The organism is Allobosea sp. FBZP-16 (assembly GCF_002831785.1).
GTDB classification, from domain to species: domain Bacteria; phylum Pseudomonadota; class Alphaproteobacteria; order Rhizobiales; family Beijerinckiaceae; genus Allobosea; species Allobosea lupini.
Map to the genome: position 1 here is coordinate 164,386 of NZ_LNCQ01000012.1, position 18,938 is coordinate 183,323.

Genomic DNA, 18,938 nt, shown 5'->3' on the forward strand with positions numbered 1-18,938 from the left:
CTCTAAGGCGTTCCTGCTATCGCCGGTTGCATCGGCCTAGGGGTTTCTCATGCTGGACACGGTGGCGAGAACGGCAGAAGCGCGCGATGCGCTGCTGACCTTCGCGCAGGCGCGGGCCGACATCGCGGCCGATGCCGGGGCGAATGCCGCGCTCGCCACGCTTTTGGGCTGGGTCGAGAGCTATCTGATGCGCGAGCATCCCGATCTCGGCCGCACCGGCGCCGTCTGCCCCTTCACTCGCCAGGCTGCCCGCATCGACACGGCGCGGCTCGCCATATGCACCGCCGGCCCCGATGAGCAGGAACGCGCCTTCGCTTTGATCCGCGGCAGCTTCGGCGCGCTCGACGCCATCCCCTGCAAACCCGGCATGGTGCATTTCCGCACCGTCATCGTCGGCTTCCCGAACTGCAGCGACGAACACGGCGTCGCCATGCTGCAACGCGTCCAGAAGCGGCATAAGGTCTATTCGCTCGCGCGCGGCCGGATGATCGGGCTCATGTACGGGGCGTCCGAGGCGCCCGGCTTGTGGAACCGCGATTTCCGGCCCTTGCGGGCTCCATTGCCGGTCCTCGCCATCCGTCACATGGTCGAGCACGATGCGCCCTTCGCCGCCCGGCATCCGCTGCTGCTAGCGCCCTATCTCGCGAAGTTCCGCCTGACGGGGGCCAAGCGCTTGATCGATCACTTTCGCGGCCAGGAATGAGTATGCCCGCCAAGTCCATGCGCCGGGACACGGAAGGACCGCTCTCGCCGGGCGACGCGGTGGCGGCAAGCTTCTCCGTCGAGATCCTGACCGGCCGCGACGCTTTCCTCGCCCTGAAGCCCGAATGGGATGCGCTTTTCGCCCGCGCCGGCCTGCCGCAGCAGCTTTTTCAGCGCCATGCCTTTCTGCGGTACTGGTGCGATCACTATCTGCCCGCCGGCGATCGCCTTTGCCTGGTCGTGGGCCGCGAGTCCGGCCGCCTGGTCATGCTCTGGCCGCTCGAACGCCGGCGCCGCCTCGGTCTCGAGCTGGTGCGCCTGATGGGTGCGCCGGTGGCCCAGTTCGGCGATGTCCTCGTCGAGCCCGGGCCGCGACGCGAGCACTGGCTGGAGCGCGGCTGGGAAGCCCTGCGCCGGTACGGGATCGACCTCGTCGAATTGCGGCTCGTCCGTGCCGACGCGGCACTTGCCCATTGCGGCCGGCTCGCGCTGGTCGCCCCGGTGGTGAGCCAGGAAGCGCCGTTCGCCGACCTCGCCTTGCGCGTCGCGCCGGACGGGCCGAGCCTCGCCTACCCGGCGCGCGACCGCTCGAATTATCGCCGCCGCCTGCGCCGGCTCGCCGAGCGCGGCAAGATCGTCTTCGCTCATCAGGAGCCCGGTCCCCAGGCAGGAGCGCTGGCCGAGCAGGCGGTAGCGATGAAGCGCGACGCGCTAGCCCAGCATGGCATCGTTGCGCCGGCGGTCTCGAACCCGCGCTTCGGGCGCTTCTTCGCAGCCCTGGCCGCCGAACAGAGCGAGGATACGGGCCTGCGTCTCTCGGTCGTCACCTGCGACGATCGCCCGGTCGGGATCGATCTGTCCTTCGATTGCAAGGGCCGCAGCTTCGGCCATGTCATCGCCAGCGACCTCGCCTTCGAGCGCGAGGGCCTCGGCCGGGTGCTGATCCACCACGCTTTCGCCAGCGCCCGGGCGCGCGGCAACGCGATCTTCGATTTGCTGGCGCCCGCCGATCCCTACAAGCGCGAGCACGCCGACGGAGCCGTCCCGGTCCGCGACTTCACCGTGCCGTTGAGCTGGCGCGGGCAGCTCGCCTGCGACCTCGCGCTGCCGCAGCTGCGGCCGACGCTCAAGGCGATCGTCAAGCGCCTGCCGGCAGGCTGGGTGCAACGTTTCGCAAGGTCCGGGAGCTAAAGCATTTTCGAGCGAAATGAACACCGGTTCGCGTGAAGAAAATGCGATAAAACAAAAATGCAGCGCAATTCCGCGATTCGGAGAATTGCGGAACTGCGCTAGCTCGCCATCGCGTCCATGGCGCGCGCCAGCCTGACGTCGAGCTCGGTCAGGCCGCCGGCGTCATGGGTCGACAGCGTCACCACGACGGTCTTGTAGACGTTCGACCATTCCGGGTGATGGTCGAGCTTCTCGGCGAGTAGCGCCACCCGGCTCATCCAGCCGAAGGCTTCGTTGAAGTCGCGGAAGACGAAGCGTTTGCTCATCGCCTCGCGGCCTTCGACCAGCGCCCAGCCGCTCAGGACCGACAGCGCCTCCTTGCGGGCTTCCGGGCTCAGGCGCTTCGGGCGGTCATGTCCCAATGTTACCTCCGCTGCGAAAGCGCGCCGAGTGGGCGGTTCGGATAGTGCAGGCCGAGCGGATAGGCCGCCTCCAGCACATAGGGGCCGCCACCGATCGAATCGCGCGACGACATCAGCGCCAGGCGCCGCGCCGTGAAGCTGATCGGCCGCACGATCGGATGCAGGGCGAGGTAATGCGCGACGTCGGCCGGCGAGACGTCCCGCAAGCGCGCCAGCGTCACATGCGGCGTGAACTTGCGTGATTCGGCCGGCAGACCGAGACGCCGCATCAATCGCTCCAGCTCCGCCTGCAGCTCATTGAGCTTCGGCGAGGGCTGGACACGGGCGAACACCGCGCGCGGCCGGTCGCCGCCGAAGCTGCCGAGCTGGTCGAGCGTGATCGTCAGCGGCTCGCCGCCAAGATCGTTGAGGAAGCTGTCGACGTCATGGGCCATGCGCCGGTCGACATCGCCGAGGAAGCGCAGGGTGATGTGGTAGTCGGCGGCCTCGATCCAGCGGGCGCCGACCAATCCGCCGCGATGCAGCGTCAGGGCCGAGGCGACCTCGGCGGGAATCTCTAGCGCGGTGAACAGCCTAGGCATGACGAATCAGTGCCAAGCATTTGTGACTCTGGCGAGACGGCAGCCTTGCACTGCCAGCCGCGGTTCACAAGTCGGCTCTGCTTCCCCGTCATGGACAGGGGTTGCCGACTCGCTGATGGATCGCGTCGATCTTCGCCTCCAGCTCCGGTGAGATCGTCACCGAAGCGGAGCCGATCGCCGTCCTGAGCTGCGCCATGCTGGTCGCGCCGATGATGTTCGAGGTGACGAAGCAGCGCGAGGTCACGAAGGCCAGCGCCATCTGGGCGGGGTCGAGCCCCGCCTCGCGGGCGAGCCCGACATAGGCCTTGATCGCCTCTTCCGCTCCGGCGGTCTCGTAGCGCTGGCCACGGTCGAACAGCGTCGAGCGCGCCCCGGCCGGCCGGGCGCCGTCCAGGTATTTGCCGGTCAGATAGCCCTGGCCCAGCGGCGAATAGGCGAGCAGCCCGACCTCCTCGCGCATGGCGATCTCGGCCAGCGCCGTCTCGAAGGTGCGGTTCAGGAGATTGTAGGCGTTCTGGATCGACTGGATACGGGGCCGGTCGCTGCCATAAGCCGCAGCGAGGAAGCTCATCGTGCCCCAGGCGCTCTCATTGGACAGGCCGAGATGGCGGATCTTGCCGGCCTTGACCATGGCGGCAAAGGCGTCGAGCTGCTCGGCGAACGGTGTCTCGTCCTCGGCTTTCGCGAATGCGGCCTGGTTGAAGCGCGTCGGGTTCGAGCCCCATTGCATCGGCCGGTCGGGGAAATGAATCTGGTAGAGGTCGATATAATCGGTCTGCAGTCGCCTCAGGCTCTTGTCGACAGCCTCCTCGACCTGCCTGCGGTTGACCCGGGTCGGCCCCTTGTCGTCGCGGAACCAGTCATTGGTCGAGCGGCCGACGATCTTGGACGCGAGGATCACCTTGTCGCGATTGCCGCGCGCCTTGAACCAGCTGCCGATGATCGTCTCGGTCGCGCCTTGCGTCTCCGGCTTCGGCGGGATCGAATAGAGCTCGGCCGTATCGAAGAAATTCACGCCCTGCCCGAGCGCGTAGTCCATCTGCTCATGACCCTCGGCTTCCGTGTTCTGCTGGCCGAAGGTCATCGTGCCCAGGCAGATCGCCGAAACCTTGAGATCGGTGCGGCCGAGATGGCGGTAGTCCATGGCGAAAGGCTCCGGCGACGAGCGCGCCGGGACGCGCCGCGCATGACTGGACAATGGCGGGATGCGCCTTGGCTCAGGAGCGCGGGCGCAGGGAGGCGAGGAACCGCTCCACCGTCGGCAGGATGCGCTGCGCGATGACGCGCACGCCTTCAGCCGTCGGATGCAGCATGTCGGGCTGGTTCAATACCCGGTCCCCGGCGATCCCGTCCAGAAAGAACGGATAGAGGATGAGCCCATGCTTCTCGGCGAGCTTCCGATAGATCGCGTCGAAGCGGGCGACATAGTCCGGGCCGTTGCTGCGCGGCGCATACATGCCGGCGAGCAGCACCGGGATGCCGCGCGCCTTCAGCCTGGTCACGATCGCGTCAAGCGACGTCTCGGTCAGCGCCGGATCGACCCCGCGCAGGGCATCGTTGGCGCCGAGCTCGAGGATGACGCCATCGGTCCCATCCGGCACCGACCAGTCGAGCCGTTCCAGCCCGCCCTGCGAGGTGTCGCCGGAGACGCCGGCATTGGCGACCTCGACCGAAATCCCCTTGTCGCGCAGCAGCTTCTCCAGCACCGTCGGGAACGCGGCGCTGCCGGGGAGGTTGTAGCCGGCGGTCAGGCTGTCGCCGAGCGCCACCAGCTTGAGAGGCTTGGTCTGGGCGTGAGTCGCGCTGTTCATCAAAAAAGAACCCAGGCTGGCAAAGACGAGCAGCATCGCCGCCCAAATGCGCGGCGACAGCTGGATTCGTGACGGCAAGCGCCCATATCGGGTGGCGGCAGGGCGCATGGCGGTTCTGATCCCTTCGGCTCGGAATGACAGTCGAAGCGGCGGCATCGGATGGGATGAAAGCGGAAACATGGCGGTGAGCGAAGAAACCCCGGCAGTGATCGAACTCGACAACGTCGAGCTCAGTCTGGGGCGCGGCGCCGCCCGCGTCCATATCCTCAAGGGCGTTTCGCTGGCGATACCGCAGGGGCAGGCGACAGGCCTCGTCGGCCCGTCCGGCTCCGGCAAGTCGACTTTGCTGATGACCATGGCGGGGCTGGAACGTCCCGATTCCGGTATGGTAAGGGTCGCCGGCCAGGATCTCGGTGCGCTCGGCGAGGACGCCCTTGCCCTCTTCCGCGGTCGCCATATCGGCATCGTCTTCCAGTCCTTCCACCTCGTGCCGACCATGACGGCCCGCGAGAATGTCGCGCTGCCGCTGGAATTGGCTGGCGCCGACGACGCCTTCGAGCGGGCCGCGGCCGAATTGCGCAATGTCGGCCTCGGCGAGCGCATGGATCACTACCCCGCCCAACTCTCCGGCGGCGAGCAGCAGCGCGTCGCCATCGCCCGGGCCGTCGCCCCCGATCCGGCGATCCTCGTCGCCGACGAGCCGACCGGCAATCTCGACGAGAGCACCGGCCGCTCGATCGTCGACCTGATCTTCGCACTCCGGCGCGAGCGCGGCGCCACCCTCGTGCTGGTCACCCATGATCTCTCGCTCGCCGCAAGCTGCGACCGCACCGTGCGCCTGCGTGCAGGCCGGATCGAGACCGAGACCGGCACCGAGGCGCTGGCGATCTGAGATGCATGCGCCCGTCAAACCCTCGACAACTCCTTCCGCTCCCATTCGGCGCCCGGTCGGCCTGAAGCTGGCCCTGCGCCTCGCCTGGCGTGACCTGCGCGGCGGCCTGCGCGGCTTCGGCGTATTCATCGCCTGCCTGGCGCTCGGCGTCATGGCGATCGCCGCGGTGTCCTCGGCCTCGCGTGGCCTGAGCGAAGGCCTCGGTCGCGAAGGACGGCGCATTCTCGGCGGCGATGCCGCCTTCAGCCTGATCCATCGCGAGCCGACCGCCGAAGAACATGCCTTCCTCGCCCGCCATGGCAAGGTTTCGACCATCGCGACCCTGCGCAGCATGGCCAATGCCGGCGAGAAGGGCGCGGCCCTGGTCGAGCTCAAGGCCGTCGACGGCTCCTATCCGAGCATCGGCGACCTGCGCACCGATCCGGCCCAGCCGGCGGCCGATCTGCTGGCCTTGCGCGACGGCGCCTATGGCGGCATTGCCGATCCCGTCCTGTTCGGCCGCCTCGACCTCAAGCCTGGCGACACCGTGCTGATCGGCTCGGCGCGGGTGCAATTGCGTGCCAGCCTGACGTCAGAGCCCGACAAGATCGCCGCCGGCGTCGGCTTCGGCCCGCGCCTGATCCTTTCGCAGGACGCGCTGCGGGCGTCCGAACTGCTGCAGCCCGGCAGCCTGGTGCGCTGGACGGCGCGCGTCATCCTGCCCGATGGCGCCAATACCGATGCCGCCCTCGAGGCCCTCCTGGCCAGCGCCACGCGCGAACAGCCGAATGCGGGCTGGGAAGTCCGCTCCCGCGCCAACGCCGCCCCGAATTTCCAGCGCAATATCGAGCGCTTCACCCAGTTCCTGACCCTGGTCGGCCTGACCGCGCTGCTGGTCGGCGGCGTCGGCGTCGCCAATGCGGTACGGCGTTTCGTCGAGGCCAAGCGGCTCGACTTCGCCACGCTGAAGGCGATCGGCGCCACCGGGGGCCGGGTCGTCGCCATCCATCTGACCGAGGTCATGCTCGTCGCCGGCTTCGGCATCGCGATCGGGCTCGCGCTCGGTGCGGCCGCCCCGTTTGCGCTCGGCTATGCGCTCGCCGACGTCCTGCCTCTGCCGTTCGAGCCGACGCTCGCACCGGTCGAACTCGCCATCGCCGCGCTCTACGGGCTGCTGACGGCGCTGGTCTTCGCCATCATCCCGCTCGGCCGCGCCCATGACGTTCCTGTCTCGGCGCTGTTCCGCGACCAGATCGAGCCCGACCGGCGCCAGCCGCGTTGGATTTACCGGGCGATCTTCCTGGCCGCGCTAGCCGGCCTCGTCGGCGTCGCGCTCGTCTTCGCCTATGACCGACGCATCGCGCTGATCTATGTCGGCGCCGCCACCGGCATCTTCCTGCTGTTGCGGCTGATCGCCTGGGGGCTGATGGCGCTGGCCCGGCGCGCCGGGCGTCCCCGGCAGCCGGCGCTGCGCCTGGCGCTCGCCAATATCTATCGTCCCGGTGCGCTGACACCCTCGCTGGTGCTGTCGCTCGGGCTTGGCGTGGCCCTGCTCTCGACGCTCGCCTTCATCGACGTCAGCTTGCGCCGGCAACTGACCCAGTCGCTGCCGCAAAAGGCGCCGAGCTTCTTCTTCCTCGACATTCCCAATGCGCAGGCCGCCGCCTTCGACCGCTTCCTCGCCGAGCAGCGTCCCGGCGCCCATGTCGAGCGCGTGCCGATGATGCGCGGGCGCATCGTCAGCGTGAACGACGTCCCGGCCGAGCAGATCAAGGCGAGCGAGCAGATGGCCTGGGTGCTCGAGGGCGACCGTGGCATCACCTATTCCGCCGCCATGCCCGAGGCCTCCAGGCTCGCCTCGGGCGAATGGTGGCCGGAAAACTACCGCGGCGAGCCGCTGGTCTCCTTTGACGCCCGCGCCGTCGAGGGACTGGGCCTCAAGCTCGGCGACAAGCTCACGGTCAACGTGCTCGGCCGCAATATCACCGCGCGCATCGCCAATTTCCGCGACATCGAATGGCGCTCGCTCGGCATCAACTTCGTCATGGTGTTCTCACCCAACACCTTCGCCGGCGCGCCGCACACCAATCTCGCCACCGTCACAGACAAGGGCGCGGCGCCTGTGGCCAACGACGCCGCGCTGATGCGCCAGCTTGCCATCGCCTTCCCGGCGGTGACGGCAGTCCGGGTCAAGGACGCGCTGGAGGCGGTCAACACCATCGTCGGCCAGCTCGCGGGCGCGATTCGCGGCGCCTCGGGCCTTGCCATCACCGCGAGCCTGCTGGTCCTCGCCGGTGCTCTGGCGGCCGGGCAGAGGGCGCGGCTCTATGACGCGATGATCCTGAAGACGCTCGGCGCGACTCGCCGCTTCATACTTTCGTCGTACATCCTCGAATACGCAGGGATCGGTGTCGTGTCTGCTCTGTTCGGGCTCCTGGCAGGTGCCGCGGCCGGCTGGGGCGTCGTCACGCAAGTGATGAAGATAGATTTCGTCCCTGATCCGACAGGCGCTATCCTCGCTGCGACTGCAGCCGTCGTGGTCACCGTCCTGTTCGGATTGATCGGAACGCTGCAAATACTATCGAAGGCGCCCGCTTCTCATCTGAGGAATTTATGAGGTCTGACTCAAGTCGGTCTGACATAAACATGAACGGACGGTAATGTTGCATAGACTGGCCACCGAATTTCTATGCCACGGGCGGCGCTAACCATGCTTGCCTCTTGTAAGGGCGCCTGATCCCCCTCATATTCTGCGATGTCGCCACGTTGGTGCGCGGCGGCGGGTGTCGCAACGGCGATGTCCGCCAGGCAAAGTTTCAAGGGGAACTCTCTCCATGAGCGATTTCGACCGCAACGCTCAGGTCTGGGGCGCCGGCCGCGCCCAGCAGACCAGCGCCGTCGAGATGGACCAGGGCCTGCGCTCGTTCATGCTCGGCGTCTACAACAACATGAGCATCGGCCTGGCCATCACCGGCTTGATGGCGATCGGCATCTCCATGCTGGCGATCGCCGGCTACTCGCCCTCGGGCAAGGTCACCGCGCTGACGCCGCTCGGCCAGGCGCTGTACCTTTCCCCGCTGAAGTGGGTGGTGATGCTGGCGCCGCTGGCCTTCATCTTCTTCTTCTCGTTCAAGGCCGAGAGCATGAGCTCGTCGACCGCGCGCGCCATGTTCTTCGCCTTCGCGGCGGTGATGGGCATCTCGCTGTCGTCGATCTTCGTGGTCTTCACCGGTGAATCGATCGCCAAGGTGTTCTTCATCACCGCGGCCTCCTTCGCTGGCCTCAGCCTGTTCGGCTACACCACGAAGAAGTCGCTGTCGGGCATCGGCTCGTTCCTGATCATGGGCCTGATCGGCCTGGTGATCGCCTCGGTGGTCAACATCTTCCTGGCCTCGAGCGCGCTCTCCTTCGCCATCTCGGTGATCGGCGTGCTGGTCTTCGCCGGCCTGACCGCCTGGGATACGCAGCGCCTGAAGGAAATGTACCTGTACTCGGACATGGACTCCGAGTCGGCCGCGAAGCTCTCGGTGAACGGCGCCCTGTCGCTCTACCTGAACTTCGTCAACATGTTCCAGATGCTGCTCTCGCTCTTCGGCTCCAAGCAGGAGTGATCAGGGCGACAGCCTGAACAAAGAAGCCCCGGCCTCGCGGCCGGGGCTTTTCTTTTGGACTGAGCCTAGAGCATTTTCGAGCGAAGTGGACACCGGTTCACGTGAAGAAAATGCGACAGAACAAGGACTTAGAGCCTTTTCGCGATTCGAAGAATTGCGGAAAGGCTTTGGTGGATCGGCTCAGCTCACCACGCTCAACCGCTTGTCGAGCACCTTGAGCACGCGGCTCAGTTCGGCTCCGCGCTTCAGGATCAGCCCGGTCGCGGTCACCACCGAATAGGTACCCTGTCGCCGCGCCAGCGACGGGTCCTTGACGATCCGGTAGAGCGGCACCTCGGCCGTGCGGCGAAACACCGAGAATTGCGCCTTGTTGCGCAGGAAATCGATGGCGTAGTCGCGCCACTCCCCGGCGGCGACCATGCGGCCGTAAAGATTGAGCAACTCGTTCAGTTCGCGGCGATCGAAGGTGACGGAGGAGGGCGCGGCAGCAGCCGGAAAGGCGACGACCGCGCCCGCTCGCTGACCTGGCGGAGTTTCGCTTTCGCTCATCACGCCTCCTTTTCGTGGCCGGTGGTGATCCGGCAAGGGATGATGCGCCCGCCCTCCAGCGCTGGCAAGGGCGCTGCAAGACAGATTGCCTACCATCCTTTTTCGTGGCCAGCGTGATTGCCATGATTTTGCCGCGCTTGCGCCCAGCGAACGCCCCGTTACGGGGCTCAACTCCGATTCGTTGCTTCGGCGGCCCGGCCTGTCCGGTTCCGGACACGTCAGCCCCCCAGCCCCTCCGGCGCTGCGGCGGGCCGGGCCAACGAGTCGAAGCCAACTCACGGCTGGCGGTTTCCGCCGGCCGTTTTCTTTTGGCCGGGTCAGAATGGAAAGGTCGAGCATACCGCGCTTCATGGACGCGCGGAGATGCTCTACCGGGACGCGCCGTGATATTCTGGGTTGGGCCGCATATCGACCGCCGAGGCGATCCGGTTCGACATGTTGTAGAACGCGGCGACCGCGCCGATGTCCCAGATGTCGCGCTCGCCGAAGCCGGCATCCCGCAGGGCCTGCCGATCCTCCTCCTCGATCCTGTGCGGCTCTTCCGTCAGCTTCACCGAGAAGTCGAGCATGGCGCGGTGGCGGGCCGAGAGCTGCGCGGCGCGATAGTTCATCACCATCATCTCGCCGAGCACGGGGTCTCCCGAGAGCTGGCGCACCGCCTGGCCATGCGCCGTCAGGCAGTAATAGCAGCGGTTCACGCTGGAGACGGCGACCGCGATCATCTCGCGCTCCAGCTTCGAGAGGCCCGACGGGGCCAGCATCAGATCATTGTAGAAGGTGGCGAAGGCCTGGAGCTTGGCGTCGTCATGGGAATAGGCGGCCAGGACGTTCGGGACATAGCCGAGCTTGTCCTCGCATTTGGCGAAATAGGCCTGCATCGCCTCGGAAAGCTCGGCTCGCGGCAGAGAGAGCGCCATCACGGCCGGCGGCGCGTCCTGCTTTGCAGGCTGCTCACCCACCATCGCCTTGTCATGCTTCTTCGTCATCTCTGCACTCCTCGCGCTGATATCCGCGCGGATTGGGCACGACTCGCCGCGTCCGCGCCATATTGGTGCAATCTGGCTGCTGCGATGCGACGAAAGTTGCAGCCGCCGGTGAGCTATGTCATCGCTTCGGCAAAATAGCAGGGGGAAGAAGACTATGGCCAAGCGCGAAGCGAATGCCACGGCCGCAGCCGTCACCGCGATCGAAGCGGCTGCCCAGAAGCTCGGTTCGGCGATGCCCGCGGACTTCCCCAAGCTGCTCTATGGCCGGACCGTCGCCGAGGATCTCGTTGCACTGCCGCCCGAACTCCTGGCTCGCGCCGCCAACGCCGCCTACGTCCACCTGACCGGCAACCGCAAGCCCGGCGAGCCCAATCTGCGCTTCCGCGACGAGGCGGTGAATGAGGATGGGCGCGAGCGCCAGATCACCATCCTCGAGGTCGTCAACGACAACAAGCCGTTCCTGCTCGATTCGACCCTGGCCGAACTCGCCGAGCAGGGCTACGAGCCCCGCCTCGTCGCCCATCCCATCCTCGCCGTGGTGCGCAAGGACGATGGCACCTTCCAGTCGCTTGCCGGCGAGGCCTCGGGCCGCGCGGTCGAAGGCACGCGACGCGAGAGCCTGATCCATATCCATCTCGACCGGATCGACACCGCCGAGGCCCGCGAGCGCCTCGCCGCAGGTCTTGCCCGCGTCTATGTGGACGTCGGCCTCGCCGTCGACGACTGGGCCGCGATGCGCGGGCGAATCACCGAGGTGATCCAGTCCTATCGCGCCAATCCGCCGCCGCTGCCCGAGGACGAGGTCGCCGAGGCTCTGAATTTCCTCGAATGGATCGCCGGCGACAATTTCACCTTGCTCGGCGTTCGCGCTTATCGCTTCGCGGGTGGCGACACCGCCGCCGACCCCGTCGACTCCTCCGGGCTCGGCATCCTGCGCGACCCGGATGTTCGGGTGCTGCGAAAGAATCGCGAGCTCGTGGTGATGACGCCGGAGATCCGCGCGTTCCTGGCCAAGCCGCAGGCGCTGATCATCACCAAGGCCAACGTCAAGAGCCGCGTCCACCGCCGCGTCCATCTCGACTATGTCGGCGTGAAATTGTTCACGCCGGACGGGCGGCTCGACGGCGAACTGCGCATCGTCGGCCTGCTCACCTCGAACGCCTATACCGGCAGCGCCCGCTCCATCCCCTATCTGCGTCTCAAGGTCGCGCGCGTGCTCAAGAGCACCGGCTTCGACCCGTCGAGCTATTCCGGTCGCGCGCTCTACAACGTGCTCGACGCCTTCCCGCGCGACGAGCTCTTCCAGATCGATGTCGAGACGCTGGAGCGCTTCGCCCTCGACATCATGCAACTGACCGAGCGGCCGCGCATCCGCGCGCTCGCCCGCGCCGACGAGTTCGACCGCTTCGTCTCGGCGCTCGTCTTCATCCCGAAGGATCGCTACGACACCACGGTGCGCCGGCGCGTGGGCGAATTCCTCGCCCGCGTCTACCAGGGCCGCGTCTCCGCCGCCTATCCGGCCTATCCGGAAGGGCCGCTCGCCCGCACCCACTACATCATCGGGCGCGACGAGGGTCGCACGCCCAAGATCGACCGCAACACGCTGGAAGCCGGCATCGCCGCGATCGTCCGCACCTGGAGCGACGGCCTCAAGGACGCGCTCGACGCGCAGAAGGCCGGTCCCACCGCCCGGTCCCTCGCCGAGCGCTATGCCGAGGCCTTCGGCGCCGCCTATCGCGAGCGTTATTCCGCAGAGGATGCGCTGGTCGACGTCGACATGCTGCAGAAGCTGTCGGCGGAGCGGTCGCGCGCCGTCAATCTCTACCGCCGCGACGGCGACGGCCCGACGCGGGCCAATCTCAAGCTGTTCTCGCGCGGCGCCGCGATCTCGCTCTCCGAGCGCGTGCCGATGCTGGAGAACATGGGCTTCCGCGTCGTCAACGAGCGCACCTTCAACATCACCCCGCAACAGAACGGCGGAGCCGGAGCCGACAGCCGCGTCTGGCTGCACGACATGACGCTGGAGCGCGCCAGCGGCGGCGAGATCGACATCGAGAACCTCGATCCGACGATCGAGGCGGCGCTGATGGCGCAGTTCCGCGGCCTCACCGAATCCGACCGCTTCGACCAACTCGTCCTTGCCGCCGGCCTTGCCTGGCGGGAAGCTGCACTGCTGCGGGCGCTCGGCCGCTATCTGCGACAGGTCGGCGCGCCCTATGCGCAAGGCTACATCGCCGACGCGCTGACCCGCCATTCCGGCATCGCCACGGGGCTGGTGAAGCTCTTCGTCGCCAAGTTCGACCCGCACCTCTCTGACGAGAAGCGCGCCGAGCAGATGAAGGCCGAGCGCGAGCGCATCGAAGCCGCGCTCGCCGACGTCACCAGCCTCGACGAGGACCGCATCCTGCGCCGCTTCGTCAACCTGATCGACGCGACGCTGCGCACCAACTTCTTCCAGATCGGGCCTGACGGCCATCCGCGCGGCACGATCTCGTTCAAGCTCGCCTCCGGCCAGGTCGACGGCATGCCGCTGCCGCGGCCGCTCTACGAGATCTTCGTCTATTCGCCGCGCGTCGAGGGCATTCATATGCGTTTCGGCAAGGTCGCGCGCGGTGGCCTGCGCTGGTCGGACCGGCCCCAGGACTTCCGCACCGAGGTGCTCGGGCTGGTCAAGGCCCAGCAGGTCAAGAACGCCGTCATCGTCCCGGTCGGCGCCAAGGGCGGCTTCGTTCCCAAGCAATTGCCGCCGGCCTCCGATCGCGCCGCCTGGCTCGCCGAGGGCACCGAGAGCTACCGCATCTTCATTCGCAACCTGCTCGAGCTCACCGACAATCTCGACGGCGAGAAGATCCTGCCGCCGCCCGACACCGTCCGTCATGACGGCGACGATCCCTATCTCGTCGTCGCCGCCGACAAGGGCACGGCGACCTTCTCCGACACCGCCAATGCGCTCTCGGCCGAGAAGCATCACTGGCTCGGCGACGCCTTCGCCTCGGGCGGCTCGCAGGGCTATGACCACAAGGGTATGGGCATCACCGCCCGCGGCGCCTGGGAAGCGGTGAAGCGCCATTTCCGCGAAATCGACGTCGACATCCAGACGACGCCCTTCACCGTGGCCGGCGTCGGCGACATGTCCGGGGACGTCTTCGGCAACGGCATGCTGCTCTCGCCGGCGATCAAGCTGATCGCCGCCTTCGACCATCGCGACATCTTCCTCGACCCCGATCCGGATTCGGCCAAGAGCCTCGCCGAACGCCAGCGCATCTTCGCCCTGCCGCGCTCGTCCTGGCAGGACTACGACAAATCGCTGCTCTCGAAGGGCGGCGGCATCTTCTCGCGCCAGGCCAAGAGCATCGCGCTCTCGCCCGAGGTCAGGCAGGCCATCGGCTTCGACAAGGCGCAGGCCACGCCGGCCGAATTGATGACCGCGATCCTGAAGGCGCCGGTCGACCTGCTCTGGTTCGGCGGCATCGGCACCTATATCCGCGCCAGCGACGAGACCGACGCCCAGGTCGGCGACCGCGCCAACGACGCGATCCGCGTCACCGGCTCGGAGCTGCGCACCAAGGTGATCGGCGAGGGCGCCAATCTCGGCGCGACCCAGCGCGGCCGGATCGAGGCGGCCCGCAACGGCGTGCGCCTCAACACCGATGCGATCGATAACTCCGCCGGCGTCAACACCTCCGACGTCGAGGTCAACATCAAGATCGCGCTGGCCGACCCCGTTCGTGACGGCCGCCTGCCCGAGAAGAAGCGCAACGCCCTGCTGGCTGAGATGACCGACGAGGTCGGCCTGCTCGTCCTGCGCAACAACTACCTGCAGACCCTGGCACTCTCGCTGACCGAGGCGCAGGGAATCCAGGCGAGCCCGCATCTGCGCCGGCTGATGGTTCGGCTGGAGGAGGAGGGCCGCCTCGATCGCGGCGTCGAGTACCTGCCCTCGGATGCCGTGCTGATCGAACGCGAGAAGCGCGGCGAAGGCCTGACCCGGCCGGAGCTCGCGGTGCTCATCGCCTATGCCAAGCTCGCTCTGCACGACGCGCTGCTCGACTCGGCGATCCCCGACGACCCCTATCTCAAGAGCGAGCTCATCCGCTATTTCCCGCAGCCGCTGCGCGAGGGCTATGCCAAGGAGATCGCCGGCCACAGGCTGCGCCGCGAGATTGTCGCGACCCAGCTCGCCAACGCCATCATCAACCGCGGCGGCCCGGCCATCGTCTCGATGCTGGCCGACCAGACCCGCGCCGAGGCGCCGGCGATCGCGGCGGCCTATGCCGTAGCCCGCGATGCCTTCGACCTGATCGCGCTGAACGGCGCCATCGATGCGCTCGACGCCAAACTGCCGGGCAAGACGCAGACCGGGCTCTATGCCGCCGCACAGGAGCTGGTCGTCGACCGGATGCGCTGGTTCCTGCGTCGCGGCGTCGCCAAGCCCGGCGCGATCGAGCAGACCGTGGCGCATTATGCCAAGGGCGTCGGAGCGCTGGAGGGCGCACTCGGCGAATTGCTGCCCGAGGCGGCCGCCCAGGCCCGCAATGCCCGCATCGCCGCACTCACGGCCGAAGGCGTGCCGGAAGCGCTGGCGATCCGCGTCGCCAGCCTGCCCTGGCTCGCCGAGGCGACCGACATCGTCGACATCGCCAGCCGGACCAAACGCGACATCGTCGAGGTCGCCCGGATTCATTTCGGGACCGATTCGGTCTTCGGCTTCTCGACGCTGAGATCAGCTGCTGAAGCCGTCCCGGCGACCGACGATTACGAGCGTCTCGCCCGCCAGCGCGCGGTCGAGACGCTGACCGATGGCCATGCCGGGCTGACGCAGGAGATCGCGACCGGCAAGCCCGGCCCGGACGCGCTGAAGGACTGGCTGGCCGAGCGCGGCGCCGATGCCGAACGCACCCGTGCCACCGTTTCGGCCATTGCCATGTCGGGCCTCTCCCTGCCAAAGCTGATGGTGGCGGCCGGCATGCTGGCCGATCTGCCCCGCAAATAAGGTCTGGAGACAGGTGGTGATGGCTACGGACGAGGAAGGCACGGTGCCGGCGGCGACGCGAATCGACCCGAAGCTACTGGAAATCCTCGTCTGCCCGGTCACCAAGGCGACGCTGGAATACGACGCTGCACGCCAGGAACTGATCAGCCGCGCCGCCAAGCTTGCCTACCCGATCCGCGACGGCATCCCGATCATGCTGCCGGAAGAGGCGCGCCAGCTGGAAGGGTAATGCCGGTAGTGCTCGGGTCATTCTCGGGCGGAGCGAAGCGCAGACCGGAGAATCTCATCACGAGGTATTGCCGACCGGAGCTCCTTCCGGCCTGAGATGCTCGGGTCAAGCCCGAGCATGACGGCTGATTCTACAGCATCTCGCCCTTCAGCAGCCGCGGCGTCGGCCCGGCCAAGCCGGCCGCCTCACGAATGAAGAAGCGCTTCAGCCCCGGCATGCGCTCGACCAGGCCGAGGCCGAGATCGCGTGCCAATCGTAACGGGGTCGAATCGTTCGAGAACAATCGGTTGAGCCCGTCGGTAACCACGCCCATCGCCACGGTGTCGAAGCGCCGGCCCCTCTCATAGGCTTCGAGCACCTCGGAGCCGCCGACATCGAGGCCAAGCCGGGCCGCGTCGACGATCGCCTCGGCCAGCGCCGCGACGTCCTTCAGCCCGAGATTGAGTCCCTGGCCGGCGATCGGGTGGATGACGTGGGCGGCGTCACCAAGCAGCGCCAGCCTGTCCGCGACGAAACGGCGCGCCACGCCGAAGGAAAGCGGATAGGCGCCCGGGCTGCTCTCCAGGGCGATCTCGCCGAGTTCCAGGCCGAAGCGGCGCTCGACCTCGAGCAGGAGGTCGCTCTCGTCCAGCGCCAGCAAGGCCGGGACGTTCTCGCTGCGCTCCGTCCAGACGATCGAGGAGCGATGGCCGAGTTTCCCACCATCGGCCAAAGGCAGGATGGCGAAGGGCCCGGACGGCAGGAAGTGCTCCACCGCCCGCCCCTCATGCGGCCGCTCATGGCCGATTGTCGCGACGATACCCGATTGCGGATAGGACCAGCCGACCCAGCCGATCCCGGCCTGCTCGCGCAATTTCGAGCGGGCGCCGTCGGCAGCAATCAGCAGCGCCGCATCGAGCTTTTCGCCGCCGGCGAAGGCAATGGCGATCGCACCATCGTTCTCCATGCCTGAACGGACGCTCTCGGGCCGCAATTCGACGCCATTGGCGCGCGCGACCTGAAGCAGTGCCGCCATCAGCGCGGCGTTCTCGACCATATGGGCAAAGGGCTGGCCGGGTTCGATCTCGCCGTCGAAGGTCAGGAAGACCGGCCGCACCAGATCGGGCGTGCGGCTGTCGGTTATGATCATCTCGGTCATCGCCGTCGCGGTGGCTTCCGCCAGACGCCAGATGCCGAGCGCTTCCAGCATGTTGCGGGCCGCCGCCGCGACCGCATAGGCGCGATCGTCGGCGCGCGGCGGGCCTGCCAGCGTCGGATCGGCGACGATCACATCGAAGCTCTCGCCCAGTGCCTGCTTCAGCGCCACTGCCAGCGTCAGCCCGGCGACGCCGCCGCCGGCGATGACGATGCGTTGGCTCGCATTCTCGGGTCTTTGCACTGTCGCCATCCTCGCATCGCGCCGCTTGACGCGGCCGAGTCGCTCGTTGCTGATGCTGTCTCGTCTTGCCCATAGCCGGCCGGGGCTGCAAGCCCGGGCCGTGCCGGTCCGTGCCGATGACATCAGCCGCCAACACCCTGCTCTCGATCTTCGATCTCGAACCGCTCGGACACAACCGGTTCCAGGGTCGCAGCCCCGACAATGGCTGGACCCGCGTTTTTGGCGGCCAGGTGATCGGCCAGGCGCTTTATGCCGCCTGCAAGACCGTCGAAGCGCGCCAGCCGCATTCGCTGCACGCCTATTTCATGTTGCCGGGCGATCCGGCGATTCCGATCGTCTACGAGGTCGAGCGCCTGCGAGATGGCGGCTCCTTCTCGACGCGGCGCGTGCTGGCGCTGCAGAAGGATGCGGCGATCTTCGCGATGTCGGCCTCATTCCAGATCGCCGAACCCGGCTACGACCATCAGATGCCCATGCCTGCCGTGCCGATGCCGGAGGAGCTTCCCGATCGCGACGGCATGGAGCGCGATGTCCTCCCGCATATGCCCGAGGCGGTGCGCGCCTATTACCGGCGCGAACGGCCGATCGACATCCGCCCGGTCGAATTGAGCCGCTACGCCACGGACGCTCCGCGCGAGCCGAAATTCAACGTCTGGGTCCGGGCCGCACAGAAGCTGCCGGACGAACCCGCGCTGCATCAGAGCGTGCTCGCCTACGCCTCCGACCTGCTGCTGCTCGATTCCAGCCTGATCGCTCACGGCACAAGCGTCTTCGACCGGCGCGTCCAGAGCGCCAGCCTCGACCATGCCATGTGGTTCCACCGCCCCTTCCGGGCCGACGACTGGCTGCTCTACGCGCAGGACAGCCCTTCGGCCTCCGGTGCGCGCGGCTTCTCGCGCGGGCTGATCTTCGATCGGGACGGGAATCTCGTCGCCTCGGTCGCGCAGGAAGGCCTGATCCGGCCGCGGCCCGATCGCGCCTGAATGCGCTTATCGCCTGCTTTCGCGGCATCTGCCTAACTATTGATCATCTTTATGCGCTGAACCCCGCGGGATCATGGCGGAATCGCGGCATTGCCCGCTCGCGCGCCACATCCACCGGTTGGCACGCGGCTTGAAAGGCATCCCCCGACGCGCCTGGCTCGAAAGGGCGCGAGAGGCGCAACGACGTCGTTTGGATCGCGGTCCGGCGACGCACAAGCGGGGGACAACCCAGCCATGAAGATCGTGATGGCCGTCATCAAGCCGTTCAAGCTGGAGGAGGTGCGCGACGCGCTCACCGCCATCGGCGTGCACGGGCTGACCGTGACCGAAGTGAAGGGCTATGGCCGCCAGAAGGGCCATACCGAAATCTATCGCGGCGCCGAATATGCCGTGAGCTTCCTGCCCAAGATCAAGATCGAGGTCGCGGTCACCGACGACCTCGTCGGCAAGGTGATCGAAGCCATCACCGCCGCCGCCCGCACCGGCCAGATCGGCGACGGCAAGATCTTCGTCTCGTCGATCGAGAAGGCCGTGCGGATCCGCACCGGCGAGACCGACGGCGACGCCCTCTGATCCCCGACCTTCCCAGGAGTTTTACGATGAACACCAAGACCCTTAACCGGGCCGGGCTGGTCGGGCTGGCCTTCGCCGC

Annotated in this window: 16 protein-coding genes; 9 read left to right on the forward strand and 7 right to left on the reverse strand. The window is 67.3% G+C overall.

Features of this window, described 5'->3' with window-relative positions:
* Positions 1–49: 49 nt before the first annotated feature.
* Together CXY91_RS03360 and CXY91_RS03365 are read left to right on the forward strand one after the other, a co-directional pair.
* A complete protein-coding gene (locus tag CXY91_RS03360) occupies positions 50–703 on the forward strand; it encodes a DUF6875 domain-containing protein (RefSeq protein WP_100959290.1) in 654 nt (217 codons plus the stop codon).
* Positions 704–705: 2 nt separating this feature from the next.
* Positions 706–1,893, forward strand: a complete 1,188-nt coding sequence (locus CXY91_RS03365) for a GNAT family N-acetyltransferase (protein WP_100959291.1) — start codon at positions 706–708, stop codon at positions 1,891–1,893.
* Between the two features lie 98 nt (positions 1,894–1,991).
* On the opposite strand, the gene CXY91_RS03370 is transcribed toward CXY91_RS03365, so the two are convergent.
* From CXY91_RS03370 to CXY91_RS03385, 4 genes are all read right to left on the reverse strand, one after another.
* A complete protein-coding gene (locus CXY91_RS03370; protein WP_091843037.1) occupies positions 1,992–2,294 on the reverse strand; it encodes a 4a-hydroxytetrahydrobiopterin dehydratase in 303 nt (100 codons plus the stop codon).
* A gap of 2 nt (positions 2,295–2,296) precedes the next feature.
* Positions 2,297–2,875 carry an RNA 2',3'-cyclic phosphodiesterase gene (gene thpR, locus CXY91_RS03375; protein ID WP_100959292.1) on the reverse strand — a complete coding sequence of 193 codons (579 nt, stop codon included), beginning with the start codon at positions 2,873–2,875 and terminating at the stop codon, positions 2,297–2,299.
* An 88-nt stretch (positions 2,876–2,963) separates the two neighbouring features.
* Positions 2,964–4,019: an aldo/keto reductase gene (locus CXY91_RS03380; protein ID WP_100959293.1), complete on the reverse strand. Its 1,056-nt coding sequence runs from the start codon at positions 4,017–4,019 to the stop codon at positions 2,964–2,966.
* 73 nt (positions 4,020–4,092) lie between these two features.
* On the reverse strand, positions 4,093–4,686 hold the full coding sequence (locus tag CXY91_RS03385; RefSeq protein WP_244544072.1) for an arylesterase: 594 nt from the start codon (positions 4,684–4,686) through the stop codon (positions 4,093–4,095).
* A 184-nt stretch (positions 4,687–4,870) separates the two neighbouring features.
* Here CXY91_RS03385 and CXY91_RS03390 point away from each other — a divergent pair, with 184 nt between their 5' ends.
* The 3 genes from CXY91_RS03390 (at position 4,871) to CXY91_RS03400 (ending at position 9,168) form a co-directional block, all read left to right on the forward strand.
* Positions 4,871–5,578, forward strand: a complete 708-nt coding sequence (locus CXY91_RS03390) for an ABC transporter ATP-binding protein (RefSeq protein WP_244544071.1) — start codon at positions 4,871–4,873, stop codon at positions 5,576–5,578.
* A gap of 1 nt (position 5,579) precedes the next feature.
* Positions 5,580–8,174 carry an ABC transporter permease gene (locus CXY91_RS03395; RefSeq protein WP_100959295.1) on the forward strand — a complete coding sequence of 865 codons (2,595 nt, stop codon included), beginning with the start codon at positions 5,580–5,582 and terminating at the stop codon, positions 8,172–8,174.
* 217 nt (positions 8,175–8,391) lie between these two features.
* Positions 8,392–9,168, forward strand: coding sequence for a Bax inhibitor-1/YccA family protein (locus CXY91_RS03400; RefSeq protein WP_091843016.1), 777 nt, complete (start codon positions 8,392–8,394; stop codon positions 9,166–9,168).
* Positions 9,169–9,348: 180 nt separating this feature from the next.
* On the opposite strand, the gene CXY91_RS03405 is transcribed toward CXY91_RS03400, so the two are convergent.
* Together CXY91_RS03405 and CXY91_RS03410 are read right to left on the reverse strand one after the other, a co-directional pair.
* Positions 9,349–9,717, reverse strand: coding sequence for a DUF2794 domain-containing protein (locus tag CXY91_RS03405; RefSeq protein ID WP_100959296.1), 369 nt, complete (start codon positions 9,715–9,717; stop codon positions 9,349–9,351).
* 368 nt (positions 9,718–10,085) lie between these two features.
* Positions 10,086–10,679 carry a peroxidase-related enzyme gene (locus CXY91_RS03410; RefSeq protein WP_100959368.1) on the reverse strand — a complete coding sequence of 198 codons (594 nt, stop codon included), beginning with the start codon at positions 10,677–10,679 and terminating at the stop codon, positions 10,086–10,088.
* 178 nt (positions 10,680–10,857) lie between these two features.
* Between CXY91_RS03410 and CXY91_RS03415 the strand changes: the two genes are divergently transcribed.
* Both CXY91_RS03415 and CXY91_RS03420 read left to right on the forward strand, forming a co-directional pair.
* Positions 10,858–15,696 carry an NAD-glutamate dehydrogenase gene (locus CXY91_RS03415; RefSeq protein ID WP_100959297.1) on the forward strand — a complete coding sequence of 1,613 codons (4,839 nt, stop codon included), beginning with the start codon at positions 10,858–10,860 and terminating at the stop codon, positions 15,694–15,696.
* Positions 15,697–15,715: 19 nt separating this feature from the next.
* Positions 15,716–15,925 (forward strand): Trm112 family protein, encoded by a 210-nt coding sequence (locus tag CXY91_RS03420; protein ID WP_100959298.1) that lies wholly within the window; start codon positions 15,716–15,718, stop codon positions 15,923–15,925.
* A 130-nt stretch (positions 15,926–16,055) separates the two neighbouring features.
* Here CXY91_RS03420 and CXY91_RS03425 read toward each other — a convergent pair whose 3' ends face one another.
* The gene (locus CXY91_RS03425) at positions 16,056–17,312 is read right to left on the reverse strand and encodes a ubiquinone biosynthesis hydroxylase (protein WP_100959299.1); all 1,257 of its coding nucleotides are present in this window, start codon (positions 17,310–17,312) and stop codon (positions 16,056–16,058) included.
* A 107-nt stretch (positions 17,313–17,419) separates the two neighbouring features.
* Here CXY91_RS03425 and tesB point away from each other — a divergent pair, with 107 nt between their 5' ends.
* Together tesB and CXY91_RS03435 are read left to right on the forward strand one after the other, a co-directional pair.
* Complete coding sequence (tesB, locus tag CXY91_RS03430; RefSeq protein ID WP_100959300.1) at positions 17,420–18,286, forward strand: acyl-CoA thioesterase II; 867 nt, start codon at positions 17,420–17,422, stop codon at positions 18,284–18,286.
* 234 nt (positions 18,287–18,520) lie between these two features.
* Positions 18,521–18,859, forward strand: a complete 339-nt coding sequence (locus CXY91_RS03435; protein WP_091842997.1) for a P-II family nitrogen regulator — start codon at positions 18,521–18,523, stop codon at positions 18,857–18,859.
* Positions 18,860–18,938: the final 79 nt, after the last annotated feature.

Bases quoted from the DNA above. Each gene is read 5' to 3' on its own strand.
- tesB (WP_100959300.1), top strand. From the start codon at position 17,420: ATGACATCAGCCGCCAACACCCTGCTCTCGATCTTCGATCTCGAACCG.
- CXY91_RS03360 (WP_100959290.1), top strand. From the start codon at position 50: ATGCTGGACACGGTGGCGAGAACGGCAGAAGCGCGCGATGCGCTGCTG.
- CXY91_RS03425 (WP_100959299.1), bottom strand. From the start codon at position 17,312: ATGGCGACAGTGCAAAGACCCGAGAATGCGAGCCAACGCATCGTCATC.
- CXY91_RS03380 (WP_100959293.1), bottom strand. From the start codon at position 4,019: ATGGACTACCGCCATCTCGGCCGCACCGATCTCAAGGTTTCGGCGATC.
- CXY91_RS03415 (WP_100959297.1), top strand. From the start codon at position 10,858: ATGGCCAAGCGCGAAGCGAATGCCACGGCCGCAGCCGTCACCGCGATC.
- CXY91_RS03385 (WP_244544072.1), bottom strand. From the start codon at position 4,686: ATGAACAGCGCGACTCACGCCCAGACCAAGCCTCTCAAGCTGGTGGCG.
- CXY91_RS03435 (WP_091842997.1), top strand. From the start codon at position 18,521: ATGAAGATCGTGATGGCCGTCATCAAGCCGTTCAAGCTGGAGGAGGTG.
- CXY91_RS03405 (WP_100959296.1), bottom strand. From the start codon at position 9,717: ATGAGCGAAAGCGAAACTCCGCCAGGTCAGCGAGCGGGCGCGGTCGTC.
- CXY91_RS03410 (WP_100959368.1), bottom strand. From the start codon at position 10,679: ATGGTGGGTGAGCAGCCTGCAAAGCAGGACGCGCCGCCGGCCGTGATG.
- CXY91_RS03395 (WP_100959295.1), top strand. From the start codon at position 5,580: ATGCATGCGCCCGTCAAACCCTCGACAACTCCTTCCGCTCCCATTCGG.
- CXY91_RS03400 (WP_091843016.1), top strand. From the start codon at position 8,392: ATGAGCGATTTCGACCGCAACGCTCAGGTCTGGGGCGCCGGCCGCGCC.
- CXY91_RS03420 (WP_100959298.1), top strand. From the start codon at position 15,716: ATGGCTACGGACGAGGAAGGCACGGTGCCGGCGGCGACGCGAATCGAC.
- CXY91_RS03365 (WP_100959291.1), top strand. From the start codon at position 706: ATGCCCGCCAAGTCCATGCGCCGGGACACGGAAGGACCGCTCTCGCCG.
- thpR (WP_100959292.1), bottom strand. From the start codon at position 2,875: ATGCCTAGGCTGTTCACCGCGCTAGAGATTCCCGCCGAGGTCGCCTCG.